The 21337-nt window shown below is 67.6% G+C and carries 24 protein-coding genes and 1 pseudogene; 18 read left to right on the forward strand and 7 right to left on the reverse strand.

The window, feature by feature from the left end; genetic code table 11:
* Positions 1 to 25 precede the first annotated feature (25 nt).
* On the reverse strand, positions 26 to 994 hold the full coding sequence (locus AB0I53_RS23535) for a LysR family transcriptional regulator (RefSeq protein ID WP_358606657.1): 969 nt from the start codon (positions 992 to 994) through the stop codon (positions 26 to 28).
* Positions 995 to 1136: 142 nt separating this feature from the next.
* On the opposite strand from AB0I53_RS23535, the gene AB0I53_RS23540 reads away from it, so the two are divergent.
* Together AB0I53_RS23540 and AB0I53_RS23545 are read left to right on the forward strand one after the other, a co-directional pair.
* Complete coding sequence (locus AB0I53_RS23540; protein ID WP_358606660.1) at positions 1137 to 2297, forward strand: iron-containing alcohol dehydrogenase; 1161 nt, start codon at positions 1137 to 1139, stop codon at positions 2295 to 2297.
* Between the two features lie 36 nt (positions 2298 to 2333).
* Entirely contained in the window at positions 2334 to 3851 is a 1518-nt protein-coding gene (locus AB0I53_RS23545; protein WP_358606663.1) for a CoA-acylating methylmalonate-semialdehyde dehydrogenase, read from the forward strand.
* Here AB0I53_RS23545 and AB0I53_RS23550 read toward each other — a convergent pair.
* Entirely contained in the window at positions 3776 to 4537 is a 762-nt protein-coding gene (locus AB0I53_RS23550) for an SUMF1/EgtB/PvdO family nonheme iron enzyme (protein ID WP_358606666.1), read from the reverse strand. The genes AB0I53_RS23545 and AB0I53_RS23550 overlap by 76 nt on opposite strands.
* Positions 4538 to 4644: 107 nt before the next feature.
* Here AB0I53_RS23550 and AB0I53_RS23555 point away from each other — a divergent pair, with 107 nt between their 5' ends.
* The 5 genes and pseudogenes from AB0I53_RS23555 to AB0I53_RS23575 form a co-directional block, all read left to right on the forward strand.
* Positions 4645 to 5313 carry a hypothetical protein gene (locus AB0I53_RS23555; RefSeq protein ID WP_358606835.1) on the forward strand — a complete coding sequence of 223 codons (669 nt, stop codon included), beginning with the start codon at positions 4645 to 4647 and terminating at the stop codon, positions 5311 to 5313.
* Between the two features lie 98 nt (positions 5314 to 5411).
* Positions 5412 to 5741: an integrase core domain-containing protein gene (locus tag AB0I53_RS23560; protein WP_358606829.1), complete on the forward strand. Its 330-nt coding sequence runs from the start codon at positions 5412 to 5414 to the stop codon at positions 5739 to 5741.
* A 10-nt stretch (positions 5742 to 5751) separates the two neighbouring features.
* Positions 5752 to 6222 carry a hypothetical protein gene (locus tag AB0I53_RS23565; protein ID WP_358606669.1) on the forward strand — a complete coding sequence of 157 codons (471 nt, stop codon included), beginning with the start codon at positions 5752 to 5754 and terminating at the stop codon, positions 6220 to 6222.
* A gap of 121 nt (positions 6223 to 6343) precedes the next feature.
* Positions 6344 to 7438: an ISL3 family transposase gene (locus tag AB0I53_RS23570; RefSeq protein WP_358606672.1), complete on the forward strand. Its 1095-nt coding sequence runs from the start codon at positions 6344 to 6346 to the stop codon at positions 7436 to 7438.
* Positions 7402 to 7563 (forward strand): annotated as a pseudogene (locus AB0I53_RS23575) (nitronate monooxygenase); the annotation flags it as partial. The gene AB0I53_RS23570 and the pseudogene AB0I53_RS23575, both read left to right, overlap by 37 nt.
* Positions 7564 to 7636: 73 nt before the next feature.
* On the opposite strand, the gene AB0I53_RS23580 reads toward AB0I53_RS23575, so the two are convergent.
* Positions 7637 to 8257, reverse strand: coding sequence for a TetR/AcrR family transcriptional regulator (locus AB0I53_RS23580; RefSeq protein WP_358606675.1), 621 nt, complete (start codon positions 8255 to 8257; stop codon positions 7637 to 7639).
* A gap of 149 nt (positions 8258 to 8406) precedes the next feature.
* Between AB0I53_RS23580 and AB0I53_RS23585 the strand changes: the two genes are divergently transcribed.
* On the forward strand, positions 8407 to 8760 hold the full coding sequence (locus AB0I53_RS23585; RefSeq protein WP_358606678.1) for an SgcJ/EcaC family oxidoreductase: 354 nt from the start codon (positions 8407 to 8409) through the stop codon (positions 8758 to 8760).
* An 80-nt stretch (positions 8761 to 8840) separates the two neighbouring features.
* On the opposite strand, the gene AB0I53_RS23590 is transcribed toward AB0I53_RS23585, so the two are convergent.
* A complete protein-coding gene (locus AB0I53_RS23590; protein WP_358606681.1) occupies positions 8841 to 9038 on the reverse strand; it encodes a hypothetical protein in 198 nt (65 codons plus the stop codon).
* Positions 9039 to 9085: 47 nt separating this feature from the next.
* On the opposite strand from AB0I53_RS23590, the gene AB0I53_RS23595 reads away from it, so the two are divergent.
* Positions 9086 to 10081, forward strand: coding sequence for a D-cysteine desulfhydrase family protein (locus tag AB0I53_RS23595; RefSeq protein ID WP_358606684.1), 996 nt, complete (start codon positions 9086 to 9088; stop codon positions 10079 to 10081).
* Between the two features lie 33 nt (positions 10082 to 10114).
* On the forward strand, positions 10115 to 10675 hold the full coding sequence (locus AB0I53_RS23600) for an acyl-CoA dehydrogenase family protein (protein ID WP_358606687.1): 561 nt from the start codon (positions 10115 to 10117) through the stop codon (positions 10673 to 10675).
* Positions 10676 to 11009: 334 nt separating this feature from the next.
* Here AB0I53_RS23600 and AB0I53_RS23605 read toward each other — a convergent pair whose 3' ends face one another.
* The gene (locus AB0I53_RS23605; protein ID WP_358606690.1) at positions 11010 to 12041 is read right to left on the reverse strand and encodes a nitronate monooxygenase; all 1032 of its coding nucleotides are present in this window, start codon (positions 12039 to 12041) and stop codon (positions 11010 to 11012) included.
* Positions 12042 to 12250: 209 nt separating this feature from the next.
* A complete protein-coding gene (locus AB0I53_RS23610; protein ID WP_358384175.1) occupies positions 12251 to 12964 on the reverse strand; it encodes an SDR family oxidoreductase in 714 nt (237 codons plus the stop codon).
* Between the two features lie 210 nt (positions 12965 to 13174).
* On the opposite strand from AB0I53_RS23610, the gene AB0I53_RS23615 reads away from it, so the two are divergent.
* The 4 genes from AB0I53_RS23615 (at position 13175) to AB0I53_RS23630 (ending at position 15365) form a co-directional block, all read left to right on the forward strand.
* Complete coding sequence (locus AB0I53_RS23615) at positions 13175 to 13477, forward strand: muconolactone Delta-isomerase family protein (RefSeq protein WP_358606693.1); 303 nt, start codon at positions 13175 to 13177, stop codon at positions 13475 to 13477.
* Positions 13478 to 13619: 142 nt separating this feature from the next.
* Complete coding sequence (gene wrbA, locus AB0I53_RS23620; RefSeq protein WP_358606696.1) at positions 13620 to 14228, forward strand: NAD(P)H:quinone oxidoreductase; 609 nt, start codon at positions 13620 to 13622, stop codon at positions 14226 to 14228.
* 484 nt (positions 14229 to 14712) lie between these two features.
* A complete protein-coding gene (locus AB0I53_RS23625) occupies positions 14713 to 15027 on the forward strand; it encodes a hypothetical protein (protein ID WP_358606699.1) in 315 nt (104 codons plus the stop codon).
* Positions 14988 to 15365: an integrase core domain-containing protein gene (locus AB0I53_RS23630; RefSeq protein ID WP_358606701.1), complete on the forward strand. Its 378-nt coding sequence runs from the start codon at positions 14988 to 14990 to the stop codon at positions 15363 to 15365. The genes AB0I53_RS23625 and AB0I53_RS23630 overlap by 40 nt, the downstream gene beginning before the upstream one ends.
* Positions 15366 to 15720: 355 nt before the next feature.
* On the opposite strand, the gene AB0I53_RS23635 is transcribed toward AB0I53_RS23630, so the two are convergent.
* The gene (locus tag AB0I53_RS23635) at positions 15721 to 16731 is read right to left on the reverse strand and encodes a LysR family transcriptional regulator (RefSeq protein WP_358606703.1); all 1011 of its coding nucleotides are present in this window, start codon (positions 16729 to 16731) and stop codon (positions 15721 to 15723) included.
* 178 nt (positions 16732 to 16909) lie between these two features.
* On the opposite strand from AB0I53_RS23635, the gene AB0I53_RS23640 reads away from it, so the two are divergent.
* The 4 genes from AB0I53_RS23640 to AB0I53_RS23655 all read left to right on the forward strand — a co-directional run bounded on the left by AB0I53_RS23640 (position 16910) and on the right by AB0I53_RS23655 (position 20992).
* Positions 16910 to 17584, forward strand: coding sequence for an SDR family NAD(P)-dependent oxidoreductase (locus AB0I53_RS23640; RefSeq protein ID WP_358606706.1), 675 nt, complete (start codon positions 16910 to 16912; stop codon positions 17582 to 17584).
* Positions 17581 to 18030 carry a nuclear transport factor 2 family protein gene (locus AB0I53_RS23645; RefSeq protein ID WP_358606709.1) on the forward strand — a complete coding sequence of 150 codons (450 nt, stop codon included), beginning with the start codon at positions 17581 to 17583 and terminating at the stop codon, positions 18028 to 18030. Before AB0I53_RS23640 ends, AB0I53_RS23645 begins: the two co-directional genes overlap by 4 nt.
* A gap of 1049 nt (positions 18031 to 19079) precedes the next feature.
* Positions 19080 to 19751 (forward strand): GNAT family N-acetyltransferase, encoded by a 672-nt coding sequence (locus tag AB0I53_RS23650; protein WP_358606832.1) that lies wholly within the window; start codon positions 19080 to 19082, stop codon positions 19749 to 19751.
* A gap of 257 nt (positions 19752 to 20008) precedes the next feature.
* Entirely contained in the window at positions 20009 to 20992 is a 984-nt protein-coding gene (locus AB0I53_RS23655; RefSeq protein ID WP_358606712.1) for an integrase core domain-containing protein, read from the forward strand.
* Positions 20993 to 21337: the final 345 nt, after the last annotated feature.

Genomic DNA, 21337 nt, shown 5'->3' on the forward strand with positions numbered 1-21337 from the left:
CATGCGGCCGGGAAGCCGGCCGGGGTCATTCCGGGAGAAGCTCTGCGGTGCGGTCAGCGACCTCCTGCCGTAGGGCGTCGCGCACGGCCCGGACGGCGGGGTGGGTGGCCGCTTCCCGCCGCACGGCCAGCGTGATCGGCAGTCGGATGTCGACCTCGTTGGCCAGCAGCCGGCGCAGCTGGGCCCGGTGGGCCAGGAACGCCGGCAGCACGCCGATGCCCGCCCCCAGGCGGGTGGCTTCGAGCTGGGCGAAGACGTTCGTGGAGGAGAAGGCGGGGGTGAATCCCGGCAGATGGCGTTCGATGTCAAGGTCGCCGACCTGGAGCATCGACTCGATGTAGAAGATCAGCACGTGTTCTCGCAGGTCGGAAAGTGTCCCAGGGGACCCGCACCGGGCGAGGTACTCGTCGCTGGCGTACAGCCCCAACGTGTAGTCGGTGAGGTGTTCGGTCTCCAGGCGGCTCCCCGACGGTCTGCCGATGGCCAGGGCGAGATCGAAGCCGGACGCATGTAGGGCCAGCTGCCGGGTCGCCGTGATCAGTTCAGCCTGGAGACTGGGGTGGCGTCGGCGTATCCGGGTCAGGGCGGGCGTGGCGACGACGGTGCCGAAGCCGTCCGGGGCGCTCACCCGCACGGTGCCGTGAAGTGACGGCGCGTCCTGACCGGACACTGCGTCGACGACGCGCGCGAGGGCCTCCTCGATCGCGCGTGCGTTCTCCGAGACGGCCCTACCGGCGTCCGTCAGGGCCCAGCCCTCCGAACCGCGCTCGATCAGCCGCAAGCCCAGGCTCTTCTCCAATGCGGCGACACGGCGGGACACGGTGGTGTGGTCCACGCCGAGTGCGTCGGCCGCGGCCACCAGACGCCCCGTACGGGCGACCGCGAGCAGGTAGCGAAGATCGTCCGCGCGGAGCCAGCGCGGATCGAGCCTGCTGCGGTCCGCCTGCGGAGGCGGGGCCGGATCCCCGGCGGCTGGGCGGGAACGGGGGTGCACGGGAACACCCTATCTGCATTTCTGCACATCTCGTCTGCGTCATTGGCGATTGAACGCACATCGTCGCGGGTGTCACAGTCGAACAGCCCCGGCCGGAGCACCTAGCCACCCTCCCCTTCCTCCCACCGTTGAAAGGTTCTCCATGGTTGCCAGCCTGTCTCTGCCACGGATCATGCGCGTCGGCCGCGGCGCCGCCGACGAGTTGGGCGACGTCATCATGGGACTGGGGCTGAACCGCCCTCTCCTTGTGACGGATGCGTTCCTGGTCGGGACGGGCGCGGCGGAACACCTGAAGGCGACGCTGCAGAAGGCCGGGCTACGCCCGCGGCTGTTTTCCGACACCGTGCCCGACCCGACGACCGACTCCGTGGCCTCGGGCTTGAAGGCATTGCACGACCACGAGGCGGACTCGGTGATCGGGTTCGGCGGCGGCAGCCCGATGGACACCGCCAAGGCCCTCGCCCTGCTCGGCGTGCAGGGCGGTCACATGCGCGAGCACAAGGCGCCGCGCGTCAACCTCGGGCCGGCGCTCCCGGTGATCGCGGTCCCCACCACCGCCGGCAGCGGATCGGAAGCAACCCAGTTCACCGTCATCACCGACAGCACCACGGACGAGAAGATGCTCTGCCTGGGCCCGGCGTTCCTGCCGCTCGCCGCCGTGGTCGACGTCGAACTGACCATGTCGATGCCACCCCGGCTGACCGCCGACACCGGCATCGACGCGCTCACCCACGCCGTCGAGGCGTACGTGAGCCGCAAGGCCAACCCCTTCTCCGACAGCCTCGCCCTCACCGCGATCGGCACCATCGGCCGCCATCTCCGCCACGCCTACGCCGACGGCGGGGACGCCCAGGCCCGCGAGGCCATGATGCTCGCCGCGACCCAGGCCGGCATCGCGTTCTCGAACTCCAGCGTGGCCCTCGTGCACGGCATGAGCCGCCCGATCGGCGCCCACTTCCACGTCGCCCACGGCCTGTCGAACGCCATGCTGTTCCCCGCGGTGACCGCCTTCTCCGTGCAGGCGGCGCCCAGCCGGTACGCCGACTGCGCCCGCTCCCTGGGAGCCGCGGCCACCACGGACAGCGATGCCGTAGCCGCCGACAAGCTCGTCGACGCCCTCCGCAGCCTGTGCCGTGACCTGGAAGTACCCACGCCCCGTAACTACGGCATCGACCAGGACGCCTGGAACCGCCTGACGCCCCTCATGGCCGAGCAGGCGCTTGCTTCCGGTTCGCCTGCCAACAACCCCGTCGTGCCCACCACCGACCAGATCCAGGAGCTCTACTCCCGGATCTACGCCTAGAAATGGGTCTGATTCCCAGCCACTTGAGGAGCCGCGATGACCACGACAGCAACCGCCCCCGCACACATTGACCACTACATCGACGGCCGCCTCGACGACCGCGACGCCCAGCACCGCAGCGAGGTGTACAACCCGGCCACCGGCCAGGTGACAGGCCTCGTCGCCCTGGGAACGGCCGCGGACGTGGACGCCACGGTCCGGGCCGCCGCCGAGGCGTTCGAAACCTGGTCCGTCACCCCGCCACACGTCCGCGCCCGCATCCTGTTCCGGTTCCGAGACCTGGTGGAACGCGAGACGGACCGCCTGGCCGCGATCATCACGGCCGAGCACGGCAAGGTGCTCGACGACGCCAAGGGCGAGATCGTCCGCGGGCTCGAAGTCGTCGAGTTCGCCTGCGGCATCCCCCAGCAGCTGAAGGGGGAGTTCTCCGAGAACGTCGCCCGCGCGGTGGACGCGGTGTCCCTGCGCCAGCCACTCGGTGTGGTCGCGGGCATCTCGCCGTTCAACTTCCCCGCCATGGTGCCCATGTGGATGTTCCCCGTCGCGCTCGCCTGCGGGAACACCTTCGTGATGAAGCCGTCGGAGAAGGACCCCACCCTGAGCGTGGAACTCGCCAAGCTGCTCGCCGAGGCCGGACTGCCCAAGGGCGTGTTCAACGTCGTCCACGGCGACAAGACCGCCGTGGATGCGCTCCTCGCGCACGACGACGTCGAGGCGGTCAGCTTCGTCGGCTCGACTCCCATCGCCGAGTACGTCCACAAGACGGCTTCCGTCAACGGCAAGCGGGTCCAGGCGCTCGGCGGCGCCAAGAACCACATGGTCGTCATGCCGGACGCCGACCTCGACCAGACCGTCGCCGCGCTGATGGGAGCCGCCTACGGCTCGGCCGGCGAGCGGTGCATGGCGATCTCGGTCGTCGTCCCCGTCGGTGAGGAGACCGCGAACGCCCTGCGCGAGCGCCTCGTCGCCGCCCTCGCCGACCTCAAGGTCGGCCCCGGCACCGAGGACGGAGTCGAGATGGGGCCCCTGGTCACCAAGGCTCACCGGGACAAGGTGGCCGGGTACCTCGACGTGGGCACCGAAGAAGGAGCCGAGCTGGTCGTCGACGGCCGCCAGACCCCGTTCCCCGGGCACGAGGGCGGCTTCTTCATCGGCGGGTCGCTCTTCGACCACGTCACTCCGGACATGCGGATCTACCGCGAGGAGATCTTCGGCCCGGTACTCGCGATGGTGCGTGCCCAATCGTTCACCGAGGCTCTGAAGCTGGTCAACGACCACGAGTTCGGCAACGGCACGGCGATCTTCACCGCCGACGGCAACACCGCCCGCACCTTCCTGGCCAAGGTCAAGGCGGGCATGGTCGGCGTTAATGTACCGATCCCGGTGCCCATGGCCTTCCATTCCTTCGGCGGCTGGAAGCGGTCGCTCTTCGGCGACCACCACGTCCACGGCCCCGAAGGCGTGCGGTTCTACACCCGCTACAAGACCGCCACCACCCGCTGGCCCAACGACAGCCAGGTGCGCGCGGAATTCGCGATGCCGACCCATTCCTGAGGTGCTATCCGATGACGTTCAAGGCCGTTCCGACGCCTTTCCAAGGCGTCGGAACGGCCTTGCTCTCTGTGCCAAGCCATCTGCCTGGAATCCACCGGTTGGACCCGATGAGGGATTCGTTGTTTCAGAGGCGGGTTCCTGCTGGTGGGCAGGGCGAGTTCCAGGTAGCCGTCCCGGTGGCGGGGTAGACGAGGGCCTTGGTCGTGGCGGACGGAGCTGCGAGCATCAGCCGGTCCCGCCGTCGGCCAGCCTGAGCCCAGGTCGTCGATCGCGAACGTCGGGTGGCTGCGGCGGCGCACGGTCGCCCCGCCCGCTGGGACTCGGCCCAGCCGCTCCTGCGGAAGATGGTCGAGCCGTAGACCGCCTCGTCGTAGCCCCCTGCACCACTCCCAGACGTTTCCGAGCGTGTCGTGCAGACCCCACGCATTGGGTGCCTTGCCGCCAACGTCGTTGGCCCGCCCCCCGGAGTTGCCGACGTACCAGGCGACGGCGTCGATCTCCCCGTACCGGTAGCCGGTGGTGCCCGCCTTGCACGCGTACTGCCACTCGGCCTCCGTCGGCAGGCGGTAGCCCTCGGACGCCCAGTCACAGACCACGTCCCCGGTCGCCGTGTCGCAGGGGTATACGCCGGGGCGAGCCTGGAGCGCTCCGAGATCCGGCTGCCCGGCGGTCAGGACAAGCGCCATAGGCCGCAGTACGCCTCAACCTCAGTGCCGCGTAGCGCTTCAGAAATCCTTCAGCGCTGCTGACCTGGGTCCGTGGTCCGGCATGATCCGTCCTTGTGCTCGTACGGATGATCTACCTGCTCGCTGCACGGACCTTCGCGCGGCTCGCCCTGCTACGCCGGTCTACCGCAACGAAGAACGCCGAAATGCTCATCCTGCGGCACGAGGTCACGATGCCACGCAGACAGGTCACCGCGCCGAAGCCTGCCTGGCCGGATCGGGCGCTGCTGACCGCGCTCGCTCGGCTCCTGCCTCAGCGACTCCGCGGCCACCGGATCGTCTCACCACGCACCTTGCTCACCTGGCAACGGCGCCTGGTTAAACAGAAGTGGACCCAGACACCCTCACCAGGACGCCCGCCGGTATCCGAGAAGTTTCGCGACCTGATCATCCGGCTCGGCACCGCCAACTCCCGCTGGAGGTTCCGGCGCGTACACGGCGAACTACGCCGACAGGGATACAAGGTCAGCGCAGCCACCATCCGCCGCGCCCTGCGAGCCACCGGATTCCGTCCCGGGCAACGTCGACAGACGGCGCGCCGCGAATGGACCGCGTTCCTCAAAGCCCAAGCAAACGGTCTTCTCGCCACCGACTTCTTTCACATCGACACTATCGGGCTGCAGCGGCTATACGCCCTGTTCGTCATGGAAGTCCGCACCCGCACCGTTCACAAATCCTCGGCGTCACCGCCCACCCCACCGCCGCCTGGGCCACTCAACACGCCCGGCAGCCGCTGAGGCAGCTCGGCGACCGTGCCGCCACATTTACGCACCTCATCCGCGACCGCCACGCGAAGTTCACCGCCGCCTTCGACGCGATCTTCGCCAGCGAAGGCATCACGGTCACGAAAATTCCGCCGCGCAGCCCCAACTGCAACCCGCACGCGGAACGATTCATACGCTCCGTTCGCGAGGAGTGCACCAACCGAGTGCTGATCTCCGACAGAGGTCACGCGGAGAAGATCCGCCAGGAATACGCCTGCCACTTCAACACCCATCCCCCAAGCCCGCAACCAACGAGCACCCCTCGACGACCCGAACGCCATACCGCTGCCGACAGCTCGGATCGAACACCGACAAACCGTGGCAGGACTCATCAACAAGTACCGCCAAGCAGCCTGACGACCCGACGAAACCCCAACTCACAGCCAGCGAACCCTATTTGAAGCACTACGGGTGCTTGCGCTGTTCGAGGAGTACCTGGCCACCGTGCCGTGGGCGATCTACGACGTGCGCCGCACGTTCAGCCCGCGCAGCGACGGCCGGTTCAACCACGCTCGCACGGTCAAGATCCTCGACACCGGCAGTCGGGAAACCATGCACGCGCAACTACGCGCCTGCGCCCAAGCCGCCCGCCTCGAGGTCACCGTCGGCGATCATCGGTTCCCCGACGACCAGCACTCCCGCGCGTGGCGGCGCCGACGCAGGCCGGACAAGTCCCTGCTGATCAGCGACGCCGAGCACTTCCTCACCGTCGCTCCCGCCACCGCAGTCAACAAGACCGGCCCTGCATTCCCCCGCGCCTGGGCCAAGACCGGTTCCCGGCGCGGCGCAGGCTCGCCTCGCCGACGATCGCCAGCGCTCGACCACCAACCCCCGCCCGAAGGCCCGGCGCCGTTCTCCATGAACCGGCGCCGGGCCCAGTAAGCGCTCACTGATAGCGTTCGACCGCTGTGGGGCTGTCAAGTTTTGGGCTCTGTCGCTGATTGCGTGATCAACTTCGTGGGTCTGGTCGCCGGGGCTGATGGGGAGTTTGTGATCATGGTCGGTGTGTGATCACGAGTGGCTGGACGTGTTGCTGCCGCACCTGACCGGCGTGGTGGTGGAGCAGGTCGAGCGGGCCGAGCGGGGCGTGCTGGTCTGGGCGCGTGTCGAGGCTGAAGATGGTGTCTGCCCGTCGTGCGGCGGCCGGTCGCGGCGGGTTCACAGCCGATATCACCGTGGGCTGGCCGATGTCTCGGTAGCCGGCCACCCGGTGACGTTGCGATTACAGGTGCGCCGGTTCTTCTGTGATGACCTCGACTGTCCTATTCGGACGTTCGCCGAGCAGGTCGACGGCTTGACTGCCAAGCACGCCCGCAGGACGTCTCCGAGCCGCGCGGCATTGGAGCACATCGGGTTGGCGCTGGCGGGCAGGGCGGGGGCGCGTCTGGCGGCTCGGCTGGGGATGGCGGCCGGCCGGAGCACCCTGCTGCGGCTGGTGCATGCGCTGCCCGAACCCGAGGTCGGGACGGTCGCGGTGCTCGGTGTCGATGACTTCGCAATCCGGCGGGGCCGCAAGTACGCGACCTTGCTGATCGACGCGGTCACCCACCGCCGCCTCGACGTGCTCCCGGACCGCAAAGCCGACACTGTGGCCGCATGGCTGCGTGAGCATCCCGGTGTCGAGGTGGTCTGCCGTGACGGCTCAGCAGCCTATGCCGAAGCCATCCGCCAGGCCGCCCCGAAAGCGGTCCAGGCCAGTGACCGGTGGCACCTCTGGCACAACCTGGCCACGGCAGTGGAGAAGAGTGTCGTGGCCTTCGCCGCGTCCTGGAGCTCCACGCCCCGCGCGGCTGACTCGGCGCTAGCCGAGCGCACGCGGGAGCGGTTCGCCGCCGTTCACGAACTCCTCAACCAAGGGGTGGGCTTGCTGGAATGCGCCCGGCGGCTGGGCTGGGCGCTGAACACCGTCAAACGCTACGCCCGTGCCGAACGGGTCGAGGACCTGCTGCGCCCACCCCGTGCAACAGCGTGGAGGCAGGCGGCGCCCCAGGCGGGCGCCTGCGAAACCAGGCTTCGCCACTGGACGTTCTCGGCGTGGACAACCCGGTTCTGGCCGCGCCGATGGCCGGCGGTCCCAGCACCCCCGCACTGGTCTTAGCGGCGGCCCGCGCCAACGGACTGGGCTTCCTCGCCGGCGGATACAAGACCGCTGACGCGCTGGCCGAACAGATCACCGAGGTCCGTGGCCACGGCATCACCTTCGGGGTCAACCTCTTCGCGCCGAACCCCCTGCCGGTCGATCCGGAAGCCTTCCGACGCCATGCCGCAGCGATCGCCCCCGGCAGCGGACCGGCGCTCATACCTCGGCCGCTGCGTCCTGCGGCATCCGGGCACCCAGCAGGGCCAGGCAGTTCGCCCAAAGGACGCCCAGCTGGGACGTGTCGTTGTAGAGCTTCGCTAGCAGCACCTGTCCTTCGAGCTGCGCCACGACGGATCGCGCCGCATCACGGGGGTCGGCGACAGTGACCTCGTCGCGCTCACGCGCCTCGGCGACGACCGACTCCACCATGTCGACCTGGGCGTCGAATATCTCCTGCAGGCGCCGACGGATCGCTTCGGTCTGATTGCTCAGCTCCAGCGTAAGGTTCCCGAACAAGCAGCCGGAGACGGTGCCACAGCTCTGCTGCCCCGCGCGCTGACTCGCCTCGGTCTCCCCGAAGAGCTGCCGCAGCCGCTGCAGGGGTTCGGCGTCGCTGCGCAGGACGCGGGTCCATTCGCGGCGCTGGCCGGCCCAGTGCTCGTCGAGCACTGTCAAGGCCAGAGCTTCCTTGGACTCGAAGAAGTAGTAGAAGCTCCCCTTGGGAACCCCGGCCGTCTTGCAGATCTCGGCCACGCCCAGCGCCGAGTAACCACGCAGCTCGATGAGCGACTGCGCGACGCTGAGGATCACCTCTCTGGCATCACTGGTCCGTCCCATGGTTGCAAGTATACGACCGCTCGACTAATTTGTACTAGACCGGTCGGCTATTTTTCCAGAGGTCGCCCGGCCGCAGTCCGCGACCGCTCACCGCGGAAGCCGCTGCCCGCCGACACGCACAGACGAGAGCCGAAGCAATGAGCCATCCGATGCATGAGGTCCTGCGGCGCTGGAAGGCCGCTTTCGACAGCCTTCAGCCCGACGCCATGGCCGATCTGTTCACCCCCGACGCCCTCTTCCAGGGCTTCGGACCCGCCGTCCGCACGGGGCGGGACGCCGTGCGGGGCTACTACGAAGCCGTACCGGCCGGCCGAAGGGCCGAGGTGACGGTCCTGCATACCTACACGATCGGCGAGCAGGTCGCCGGAGGATTCGCGGACGTCACGTTCAGCGACGCGCACGGCTGGGAAGCCCATGTGCATCTGTCGCTGGTCCTCTCCCGGGACGACGGCGGCTGGCGGATCCGGCAGTACCACGTGTCCCGCGTCGACGCCGAGCAGTAGCAGGTCGACGCCGAGCGGCAGCAGACATGGTTGGGCCCGGCCGAGCACAGGTCGTGGACCGGCCTGCGCAGATCCGGGCCCTACGATGCCCTGGAGAGCCGTTGACATACACCGGCAGTGTCGATCCGGTACGCCGCGATCCCTGCCAGGACCACTCCAAACGCGAGCAGCAGCCCGTGCACCAGGGTCATGCCCAACGCCACCGCGGCACCGGCGCAGACCAGGAACGGCCGCCGGCACTGACGCGCGACGGAACTCGACTCCTGGACTGCCGTCACCAAGGCTGTCGACGCCTGATTCCTTCCACCGCCGTAAGGAGATCATCATGACCGCTACCGACCCGACCAGTTCAGCTCCGCATCGCGTTGCACTCGGCACCTGGCCCAGTCCTCTAGAGCCTGCCCCGCGCCTAGCCGCGGTTCTTGGCCTGGGCAAGGAAGATCTGTGGTTCAAGCGCGATGATCTGGTCGGGCTCGGTGGCGGTGGAAATAAGACGCGGAAGCTCGAGTTCACCGTCGCTTCCGCACTTGCGGCGGGAGCAGACACACTCGTGACTGTAGGTGCACCGCAGTCCAATCACGCTAGGCTAACTGCGGCCGCCGGGGCACGTCTCGGATTGGACGTCGTGCTTGTGTTTCCGGGATATCCCGGGGGAACGCGATCCGGCAACGTCACACTGGATGCCCTGTTCGGCGTGCGCGTGCATTGGGCCGGCAGCGTTGCCTACGAGCAGCTCGACCAAATCGCGAGAGACATCGCCAACCAGCTGCGCAAGGACGGCGCCCACCCCGCCGTCATTCCTTTCGGCGGATCCAGCCCAGTCGGAGCGCAAGGGTACGTCCGTGCTGGCGAAGAGTTGTTAAGCCAGCTGCCCGGCGCTCACACCTCCGTGGTTGCCCTCGGCTCCGGTGGCACGATGGCCGGCCTCGTCGCAGCTCTCGGATCCGAACATGTTCTCGGCATCGACACCGGCGCAGTCGCAGAACCAGCCAACGTCGTTTCTTCCTTAGCGACCGATACATCCGGCCAGACAATAACGGCGGAAGGGCTGCATATCCGCACCGACCAAGTCGGGGAGGACTATGCCCATCTCACCGAGGCCACTGCAGACGCGATCGAGCTGACCGCTCGTACCGAGGGCGTCGTACTCGACCCCACGTACACCGGCCGCGCCATGGCGGGGCTAATCGCCGCCGTACGTGACGGCATGATCTTGCGTGGCCAGACAACGGTTTTCTGGCACACCGGCGGCCTGCCGGGGCTGTTCGGCCATCCCAATGCGCTACATCGCTTCGAACGCACCCTCCGGCAATACCCTTGACCGCAGACCAGCGCGAGCTGCAGTTGGCGACGCGTGAGCTGGCGCAGAAGGTGCTTGGCCCGGTGGCGGAGCAGGTTCGTCACCTGCCGACTGCCCGAGGAGCAGTTCGCCGCCACTCGATCCGCGTACGAGCAGTTAGTGCAGGCAGGTTTGCTGCAACAGCTCATCCCAGCCCAGGCTGGCGGGAAGGGCAACGGCATGGTCGAGATGGCATTGGTGCACGCCGTAGACCCCAGCGTGTCGCTGACGACGTTCGCCACACTGCTGGGGCTGCTGCCGATGTTGCTCGGGGGCAGCCCTGAACAGCTCCAGGCCTTCTTGCCGCCGTGCCTGGCGCAGAGCGAGGCACCGCTGGCCTGGTTCTGCTTCAGCGAACCGGGTGGCAGCGCCAACTTTGACGTAGCAGCACCTGCCGAAGGAGTCCGCACCACCGCTCGTCTCGATGGCGAGGAATGGTTGATCAACGGCACGAAGCGATGGGTCTCCAGCGGCTCGGGCTGGGACGGTACGGGCGCGGATCTGCTCACCGTCGTCTGCCGCACCGCTCCCTACCCCGGACTCACTCATCTAGCCGCCACCGCGGTTTCGGCCTGAGGTCGATACCGGCCACGAGCACGCAAAAGCCTGACCGACCGGTGAGTTGCGAGGCCTGCCGATCAGCGGCGGCGGGCTCGCCACTAGCCAGGTGTTTCGCACATGTGTGAGAGTGGGCCGAATTCCGGAATGTGGCAAATGGCAACCCGAAGCTCAGGAGGACGCCTACACAACCCGGGTCGAACAACGGCTCCGGGAAAAGCCGAGGGCGAACAGCCAGAGGCAGCCGCAGCGCCGCCAGACCCACACCTGTAATGGACCTCCACGGGCCGTGGTCCTGGTGGCCGGTGGCCCGGACCGCTGGTGCTTGGCGTGTGTCGGTGTCCAAAGGCGTTCAGGTCTGAGAGGCCAGCCTCCGCAGGATCCGGGTGGCGGGCTCCGCGGTGGCATGGTGGTACCCGGTTCCAGCCCACAGATTGATCCGTTCGGGGTCGCCGGCTGCGGCGGCGGCCTGGCGCATCGGCCTGGTCAGATGGTGCAGGGCGGGGTAGCCGGAAGGGGCGAGGTCGCTGTAGTTATCGGTGAACCGGTTCGCCAGTGCCCGTGCGGGCCGGCCCGTGAACGCCCGGGTCACCACAGTCCGGCGGCGCGCCGGGTCGGCCAGCGCAGCCCTGTAGGGGAGTGACGTACCGGCTTCGTCCGCCCGCAGCAGGACCGTGCCGACCATCACCGCCTCGGCCCCGGTGCGCAGTGCCTCGGCCACCTCGGCCGGGGTAGCCAGCCCACCCGCGGCGACCAGCGGCAGCGACACCGCCGCCCGTATCCGCGCCAGCAGATCGGTCAGCGGGACGGAGGCCGGGACATGCTCCGGGGTGAGCGTGCCGGAGTGCCCTCCGGCGGCCGACGCCTGGACGACCAGCACATCGACGCCCGCATCCGCGGCCAGGCGGGCCTCCGCGGGGGACGTGACGGTCTGGACGACCAGGGTTCCGGCGGCGCGCAACGAGGCGATGACGGCTGCGTCCGGTACGGCGAAGGTGAAGCTGACGACCGGTACCGGCTCGGACAACAACAAGTCGATCTTGTCCTGCCAGTGGTCGTTGTCCTCGACGATTTCCGTCGCCCGGACGTCGATTTCGTAGGCCCAGGCCTCGGGGGCGATCGCTGCGGCATGGCGTCGGAAGGCTTCCGGATCGACCGGCAGGGGGTTCGGCGCGAAGAGGTTGACCCCGAAGGTGATGCCGTGGCCACGGACCTCGGTGATCTGTTCGGCCAGCGCGTCAGCGGTCTTGTATCCGCCGGCGAGGAAGCCCAGTCCGTTGGCGCGGGCCGCCGCTAAGACCAGTGCGGGGGTGCTGGGACCGCCGGCCATCGGCGCGGCCAGAACCGGGTTGTCCACGCCGAGAACGTCCAGTGGCGAAGCCATAAAGCATCTTCTTCCTCGTGAGATGGGGATGGACTTGATTTGGGACGGGAGAACGGCCCGTCCATCCGGTCACGGCAAGAGCTAATGCCGGTCGGTTCGCCGTCAGCACCAGACGCCCCGCCGGCAGCCGATTCCGGGGCAGCCGGCAGGGGCGCGGACGACGCGCCCCTGCCTCGGGCCCGCACAGGCAAGCCCAACCACATCTGCGCTCAGTACCCGGCGCTCTGGCCACCATCGACATGGAGGATCTCGCCGGTAACGAACGGGGCGTCCTCAAGGTAGACCACCGCGTCGACAATGTCGCTCACCTCGCCCATGCGACCGACCGGATGCAGTGCCGCGAGCGCCGCGTGGTTCTCCTCGGGATGCATCGGCGTCTTGATGGTGCCCAGCGACACGGCATTGCTGCGGATGCCGCGGCCGGCGTATTCGATGGCAAGCGCCCTGGTGGCGGACTGCAGACCGCCCTTGGTCAGGGAGGCGAGTACGGAGGTCACGCTGGAGTTGGCCTGGTCGGCGAGCGTGCTCGTGATCTGCACGACGTGCCCGCCGCCCTGCTCGAGCATGCGCTCGACCGCGAGCTGGGTGATACGGAAGAAGCCGTGCAGATTCACACCGAGCACCGCGTCATAATCGTCCTCGGTGTAGTCGGTGAAGGGCTTCGCGATGAAGATCCCCGCGTTGTTGACCAGCGTGTCGATACGGCCGAACCGCTCAACTCCTGCGGTGATGACGCGCTCGGCGGTCGCGCGGTCGGCGATGTCGCCCTGGATGGTGACGACGTCCGGGTCGCCCGACGCGGCGATGCGGCGCGAGGTGGCCACGACGCCGTAGCCCAGCTTTCGGTAGGCGGTGACAAGGCCCGCTCCGATGCCCTGCGACGCGCCGGTGACGACTGCGACCTTCTGAACCTGCGTGCTCATGATGACCTTCTTTGAGAGAGATGAGCCGACTGCGTACTAGCCGACCGGTCGCCTATAATAGTAGACGACCGGTCGAATTATTTCAACGGATGTGTGGTGCATGCCGCCGGGCGGCAGGGCGCGCGCCCGCGGAATGCATCGGCGGCGACCCCACCTCTACATGTCGTCGCCGGCGGCCGGCGAGGCCGCGCAGAGAGAAGGAGAAGCGTCATGAAGGAGTTCCTGGTCGAGCTCACCACCACCGTCCCCGAGGGCACCGACCCGGCCGAGGTCGACCGTCGTCGCGCCGCGGAAGCCGTACGAGCAAGGGAGCTGACTGCGACCGGTCACCTCGTCAGGCTGTGGCGCCCAGTCGGCGAGCTGCGCAGTATCGGCGTGTGGCGAGCCGCCGACGAGGGTGAGCTGTACGCGAAGGTACTCGGCACGCTGCCACTCTGGCCGTGGATGACCGCGGTGGTGACGGCCCTCGAGCCTCACCCCAATGACCCGGAGAGGACTGCTGTCACCGCCTAATCGCGCAGGCCCCAAGGGGCCGCCGCATCCGGTCTTTGACTTCATCTGGACCGGTCGTCTATAAATTAGTAGACCGGTCGTCTAGTTGACCGGATTCTCGATAACCCCCACCAGAAATCTCACAAGGAACGGAGCCGCCGTCGTGGCCACTCCCGTCAAGCTGTCGATCGTCTACTACTCCTCCACCGGCACCATCGCCGAGATCGCCAAGGAACTGCGCGATGCCGGGGTGAAGGCCGGCGCCGAGGTCCGCCTGGTGAAGGCCGCCGAGTTGGCCCCGCAGGCGGCCATCGAGGCCAACCCGGCGTGGGCGGCCAACCATGCCGCCACCGTGGACATCCCCGAGGCGACACCCGAGGACATCGAGTGGGCCGACGCCGTCCTGTTCGGATCCGCCACCCGGTTCGGCAACATCTCCTCGCAGCTCAAGCAGTTCATCGACACCCTCGGCGGGCTGTGGGCGCAAGGGAAGCTGGCCGACAAGGTCTACAGCGGCTTCGCCTCGTCCGCGACCCTCCACGCCGGCCAGGAGACGACGCTCCAGGCGCTCTACACCAGCGTCCACCACTTCGGCGGCATCGTGGTCGCCCCCGGCTTCACGGACCCGGTCAAGTTCGCCGACGGCAACCCTTACGGCACCTCGCATGTGGACGGGCAGGGCACGAACCCGGTGGACGACACCACCCGTGCCGCCGCCCGGCACCAGGCCGAGCGCATGGTGAGGATCGCCGCACAGCTCAAGGCAGCCTGACCGGCTGCCCGGAGCGTCAGGACAGGCCGGCGCCGCCACTACCGGCGGCGTCGGCCGAGACGTTCACCGCCCCGCCGCAGGGCGCCGACCCGGCCAGGCGACTCGGCCCGCCCGCGCTCATCGCAGCGTTAGGTCACGCGGTGCTCGCGCTCGCCGGAGTGATCGGATGAAGGCATGGCCGATGTTGCCGCGTCGGTCGGGAAGGCATCCGATGCGGCAAAGATGTCAAGCAGCCGCGGTAATCCGCTCACTAAATTGCGGCAGCTCGGTTGACGATCAACGCCCGGGCTGTTGACGGTCCATGGCCAGGTGCCGGTAGTCGCTGGGGGACATTGCCCTTGCCTATAACCTCATCCGAACTGGTGAGAAGCGGCGGGCACGACGAACGGGTAGATCGACCGCAGTCACTCAAGCAAGCGCTCCCATCCTGTCGCACCCCACGACATGATGATCGACTGCGCTGCTGCGACTGACCTACCTCACTGTGACCAACTCCCCGCAGCGGGTCAAGGTGGATCTTCAGTTCACGCTCTCGGAGTCCACCGGCGACGGCAACTGCTACCTGCCGGAGACCGAGCTGATCGCCGAGGCGGTGAAGATCTTCGCCGTCGACACCGGGCTGGTGATCGAATGCCTCGCCGAACTCGTCGCCGAGGAAGGTGTGGTCCGCGAGGAGATCCCCACCGATGACGACGAGGCGCCGACGGTCGCGATCTACCTCCGCAGGCGCCCAAAGCGAACGCCATCTGCGAGAGAGCCGTGGGCACCCTCCGCCGCGAAGTCCTCGACCGATTCCTGATCTACAACGAGGCCCACGCCCAAGCAGTCCTTGCCGAGTACATCCAGCACTACAACCGGCACCGCCCCCACCAGTCCCGGCAGCAATTGCCCCCAGACAGCGACGAACCTCTCGCCCCTGCCACCGTTACCGACCTCCAACCCCACCGGATCCAACGACGCCCCATCCTTGGCGGCCTGGTCAACGAGTACCGGCGCGCCGCCTGGACCAACGCCATCAGCACAGGTCACAGCACGATTCGTATTTTCGAGCGGGACAGGTTCAAGACACCCGTTGACCGCTCGATCTCCAGCACCGTCCGGGCGATGGTCTGGTTGAGGTGCCGGTCGCTGGCGTGATGTTCTGGCCGCTCGGGCGTCCTGCGGTGGTTGGGCCTTGCGGACCGGATTGAGAGCATCCCCCAGAAGCAGCAGCCAGATCGACCGGTGGTCGTCCAGCTTCTACTGGTTGCGGGAGCTGGCCTGCGAGTTTGGCGTCGACCAAGGCTGGTCCCTTGCCGCCGAAACACCGGAATGCATGCCACGGTCTGAGGGGAAGAGCCCAAGTCGTTGCGCGGCGTCGCCGTGGCGGAAATGGGCTCACTACCTGATGCGTGATGACCGCACGACTGCTTCTCGTACCCCTTCGAAACGGCGAGCATGCGCTGAAACTCGCTGCGATTCGTCGGCCTTCCAGATGCGCTCGGGTGCCGGGTCAGGCCGTGGCGTCGAGGTCGTCTGTCGATGTACGGGCGTCGGCGGTGACCTCGATCGCGGTGCGGACGAACGCGGCGACCGAGGCGGAGCGGGCCCCGCTGGGCCACGCGATCGAGATCGTGTAGGGGCTGGCGTCGGACACCGGCCGGTGGACGACGTCGTCTCGACGGTTGCGCTCGGCGAGCGAGAGCGGGATCAGGGCGACGGCCTGTCCGAGTGCCACCGCCTCCAGGAGTTGGGAGCTGTCGCGCACGAGGGGGCCCGGGGAGTCCGGGAGCGCGGCGGTCGGTGGTGGCGCGGGCTCGCCGGCCGGCCGGGGGGCGTGCGCCGGAGGCGTCGCGGTGAGGACGGGCCGGTCGGTGGGCGTGGCGGTGTCGCGGCCGGCCCAGTAGTCCAGTGCGGTACGGGAGGTCCCGGGCGGTTGCGGGAATGGCAGGCCCACGAGGTCGTGGCAGCTCAGGGACCCGTGCCGGGCGAGTTCGTGCCCGGCGGGCAGGGCGGCCACCCGCGGTTCGGATGTCAGCGGCTCCCGGTCGAGGCCGTGGTGGTCGGTGTTCGGCGAACCAAGCAGGGCGACGTCGGCGCGCCCGGTGCGGAGCATCGCGGGTTCCTCGCCGTAGCCGCTGATGATGATCTCCACGCGGGCGGCGTCGGGCCGTTTTCCGTACGTCTCGGCGATCCGCCGCAGCAGATCGGTCGCCACGCCGGGCTTGGCCGTGACGACCACGGTTGGTGTGTCGAGCGCGGCCCGGCGGGTGCGGTGAGCGGCCGCCGTCACCGCGTCGAGCACGCGTACGGCCTCGCCGAGTAGGACGAGCCCGGCGGTGGTCGGCGTGACCTGTCGGTTGCCACGCTCGAGAAGTTGTACGCCCAGCCGCCGCTCCAGCTGCCGGATCGCCCTGGACAGGGGCGGCTGCGCCATCCCGAGGCGCTCAGCGGCGCGAGAGAAGTTCCGTTCCTCGGCCACCGCACGGAAGTACCGCAGTTCCCGCACCTCCAGATCCGCCATACCGTCAGGGTATAGCGCAAGATCAAAGCCGTCCTTCCGGTTCTGGTGACATGGCTGCTGAAGTGGTCGGGCACGCAGAAGCGGGAGGAAGTCACATGACCGACAGGAGGGTGGCGCTGGTGACCGGCGCGAACAAGGGATCGGCCGGGAGATCGCCCGTCGGCTGGCGGCCGAGGACATGATCGTCTATCTCGGTGCCCGGGACGCAGAGCGCGGCCGGGCCGCGGCGCGGGACCTGAATGCCAGGGCGGGGGCCGACGTCCGCTTCGTCCGGCTGGACGTGACGGAAGAGGCACAGATCGCCGCCGCCGTACGGCGGGTCGACGAGGAGTGCGGCAGGCTCGACGTGCTGGTCAACAACGCGGGAGTCGTCGTCGAATGGGGAGTGCCGGTCCAGGAAGTCACGACCGAGCAGCTGCGGCGGGTCTTCGATGTCAACGTGTTCGGCGCGGCGGCGATGACTCGGGCCTGCGTGCCGCTGCTGCGCCGTTCCACGGCTGGACAGGTGGTGAACCTGTCCAGCCCGCTGGGGTCGCTGAGCCTGCTGAGCGATCCGGACGACCCGGTCTCGACCCGTGGCCTGTTGGCCTACAGCTCCTCCAAGGCTGCGCTCAACGCGATCACCGTGTTGTACGCCAACGCGTTGCGCGACGACAGCATCTGCGTCAACGCGGCCAACCCCGGCCTGGTCGCGACCGACCTCAACGCGCCCTCTCAGTTCGGCCGTGGTGTCCGCACGGCCGAGCAGGGCGCCGAGGTGCCGGTGGCACTGGCGCTGATGGGCGCGGACGGGCCAACCGGCGCGTTCTGCGGCGATAACGACAGCTCCGTCGACGCCACCGTTCCCTGGTGACCGGGCGACCGGCGCACGCGGTCGGCACGAGCAGTCGAGAATCGAAAAAGAAAGGGCTGACAATGGCTGACATTGAGCGGAACAAGCAGATCGCGACGGACTACCTCGACATGGCCTTCAACCGTCAACAGGTCGCCGAGGCGTTCGCGAGGTACGTCGGGGATGAATATGTTCAGCACAACCCGATGGCGCCGGACGGTGCGGCGGCCTCAGCCGAATTCCTCGCCGGGTTCGTCGCCCGATTCCCGAAGCTGCGGCTGGAAATCAAGCGTGTGATCGCGGAAGCGGACCTCATCGTCACCCACGCCCTGATGCGGACGTCGCCCGACGACCGGGGCACCGCCGTCGTGGACATCCTGCGCATCCGCGACGGCCGGATCGCCGAACACTGGGACGTCGCACAAGCGGTACCGGAAACCACCGCGAACAACAACACCATGTTCTAACGGGTGGTGATGTGCAGGTTCGATCGCGTGTCGTGAGGACTTCCGCGTCAAGTTGGGGAAGCGGTCGGGGTCAGGTGCGTGGGGCGAACAGCACGCGTCCAGGTCGAGCCGGGTCACCGGCGATTCCTCGGGCGGGGCAAGGTTGAGTACGAGGTCGCCCATGCGTCTCCCACCCACCGCGCGAGTGGGGCGGCCAGCTTCGACGGGAACTGGCCGACGCTCCCGTTGCGGACTCAGGTGTTCCACGCGCTGCCCGCCATCTCGGCGGAGCGAAGAAGGCATTGAACTCGACGTCGTACCCGTACCGGAGGGGAGATCAGAAGCGGCGTCCTGACCGGAACGTCGCCTTCCTTCAGCCACCCCGCCAATCCGTGGGCAGCCCTGCCACAAACCGTAACGAGGAAGATGGCTCCGGCAGATCAGCGGGGACGTATCGAACCTGCCATCCGGCCTTGATCACTGAGGGCAACGTAGCCAGTTCCCGGTCGTCGAGTTGCTCGTCAACACGCTGCCACACGCGCCAACGACCCATTCCGGCTACTGACCAGCCATGCACAAGTCATGTTATGGATGGGGTTTGCGGTTGACCGTTGACCGGAAGCGGCGGATTGGTCCAGGTGATCACGTGGTCAAGCCCGGTGTGAGGGTCATCGTGACGCCGCCCGTGTCACTGTGACGCGTCGGCGACCAACGACTTCAGAAGGCCGGCGATCCCGCGTCAGCGCGAACTCCACCGCGGACGTCTTTGATCGAATTTCGGTTGACCGACGCTCATGTGGTTGATTAGCCTTCCGGTCGTCGTCATGTCGAACTCAGGAGGATTGAGGCCAATGCCAGCGACCTCGGACAGGCCGCTGCGCACTGCCAGCTGGGCACTCGTGTCCCGCTGATCGGTTCGGGTTACGGAGCGGCCAGCTTGCCAGCACCGCGGTTTCGTTGCCCAACCAATGAAGGGTCTCTTTTCCGTGTTCGAATCCTTTGATTCCGACGTACACGCGTACCTGCGCGCGCTCGCGGGTGATCGCGCGCCTCGAGTCGGCCAGTTCGTGATGCTCCTCGACGCCACCGACACCGGTCCCTATCGCAACTACGCTGTTCCCGATGACGGCGCCGAACCAACGCCAGCCGACATCAACGCGCTGATCGCGGCCTTTGCCGAGCGCGAACGCAAGCCGAGGCTGGAATACCTCGCTACGGTGTGCCCGCGGGTCGAACCCGCCTTGCTCGACGCCGGGTTCGGCGTGGAGGCCCGGCTTCCGGTGCTGACCTGCGCACCCGATGACGTCGTGGCGGCCACTGTAGACAGTCCGATCGAGTTGGTACTGGCCAGCACCGATGACGAACTGCGGTTGGTCGCCGAAGCGCAGAACGAGGCATACGGTGCGCCGGACGCCACAGAACACGATGCGGCCAGGCTGCGTCGCACGCTCGACCGGGACGGCCTCGTTGCCCTCGCTGTGGACACCGCCACCGGGATCGGGGTTGGCGCTGGCCTGTGCACGCCACCGCACCGCGGGGTCAGCGAACTCGCTGCGGTCGGGGTGCGTACCGCGTACCGCCGACGTGGGATCGCCGCCGCGCTCACCAGCCTGCTTACCCGCGCCTGTCCAACGGTCGGCATCAACACGCCGTTCCTGATGGCAGCTGGCAGCGCAGAAGAACGCATCTACCAGCGGATCGGATATCGGCGCGTCGCCGAGAGCCTGCACATCTCTCGGTAGGCGGGTCACGTGAGCAGGCCGTGGGGTGAACCGAAGCACTACCGCCCCACGGCCATACCCGTGTACGTGCCGAAAATACGTCCGTGCAGGTCAAAGCTTTCGGCAGATGGTCGGTCAACGTCCGGCATGATCACGTCATGTGTTGGTCCGCTTCGTCTTCTCAGCTGTCGCTCACGCCTTCGCAACGCTGCGACTGTTGCCGATGACCGACCCGTGAGAAGGATGTTGAGATCCTGGCCTTACGCCACCAACTCACCGTGCTGCAACGGCAACTCGGCGACCGACGCCTGCAACTGCGACCTGAGGACAGGGCGTTCCTTGCCGCACTCCTCGTGCCGCTGGCTCGCTCGACGCTACGTCGGCTCCGGCTGCTGGTCAGCCCGGACACGGTGCTGCGGTGGCATCGGGAGCCGGTGAAACATCGCCACGCCTGCGCAAGCGCGAACCGCGGGCCTGGGCGTCCACGAACTCTCGCCTCGATCCGCCGTCTCATCCTCCGTTTGGCCACCGAAAACCCCTCCTGGGGGTATCGGCGTATTCACGGAGAACTCGCCCTCCTCGGTATCAAGGTCGCCCCTTCTACAGTGTGGGAGATTCTTAAGGCTGCTGGCGTCGGCCCGTCTCCGCAACGGACGACCATCACCTGGGCCAGTTTCCTGCGCTCCCAAGCCGAGGCCATCCTGGCGATGGACTTCATCGAGACCGTCACACTTTCCGGGCAGCGCCAATACATTCTCGCAGCCATCCACCACGCTGACAGGCTTGTCCGCATTCTCGGCACCACCGCGCACCCTACCCATGCATGGGTGGCGCAAGCCGTCCGCAACCTGCTGATGGACCTGGAGGACTCCGGAAACCTCTCGCAGATCAGGTTCCTCAACCGCGACCGCGACGCCAAGTACCCCGCCTTGATCGACAACATCCTCAGCGACGCCAGGATCAATACTGTGCTGACCGGTATCCGGATGCCCCGCATGAACGCAATCATGGAACGCTGGGTGAAGACGCTCCGCACCGAACTGCTGGACCGCACACTGATCTGGAACGAGAGACATCTCCGGCATGCACTGCGCGAGTACGAACGGCACTACAACCTGCACCGAACCCACCGATCACTCGCCGCCGCGGCACCCCTGCAAGCCCGGCCCCAGCCCCTTGAGCCCGACAGGATCGAACGCCTCGCCATACGCCGGTACGACCGACTCGGCGGAGCCATCCACGAATACCGACATGCCGCTTGAACTGCATGGACGTAGTTTTCGGCACCCACAACCGGCCAGCCTCACCAACTGCCCAGCCAGAGTGCCGCTAGCGGCAGACAACGACCTGGGCTGGCCCGATCAACACCAAGCGCACGGCACACCAGAACCACCCGTGCAGGTGAACAGCTGCGCCTCCCACAACGCGACCCCATTTCGGACCCGCGAAACCGGGCCTCCCAAAATCCTCCCAAAAATGCCGAAAAATCGAGTCGGCACCCTTCGGGACGATCACCCAAGATCCACATCGGGGCATGAAAAACCCGCTGACCTGCACTTTTGTGCCGGTCAGCGGGCTTCCGCGAACGTCGGGCTGACAGGATTTGA

This window comes from Saccharopolyspora sp. NPDC050389 (assembly GCF_040655595.1).
Classification (GTDB): domain Bacteria; phylum Actinomycetota; class Actinomycetes; order Mycobacteriales; family Pseudonocardiaceae; genus Saccharopolyspora.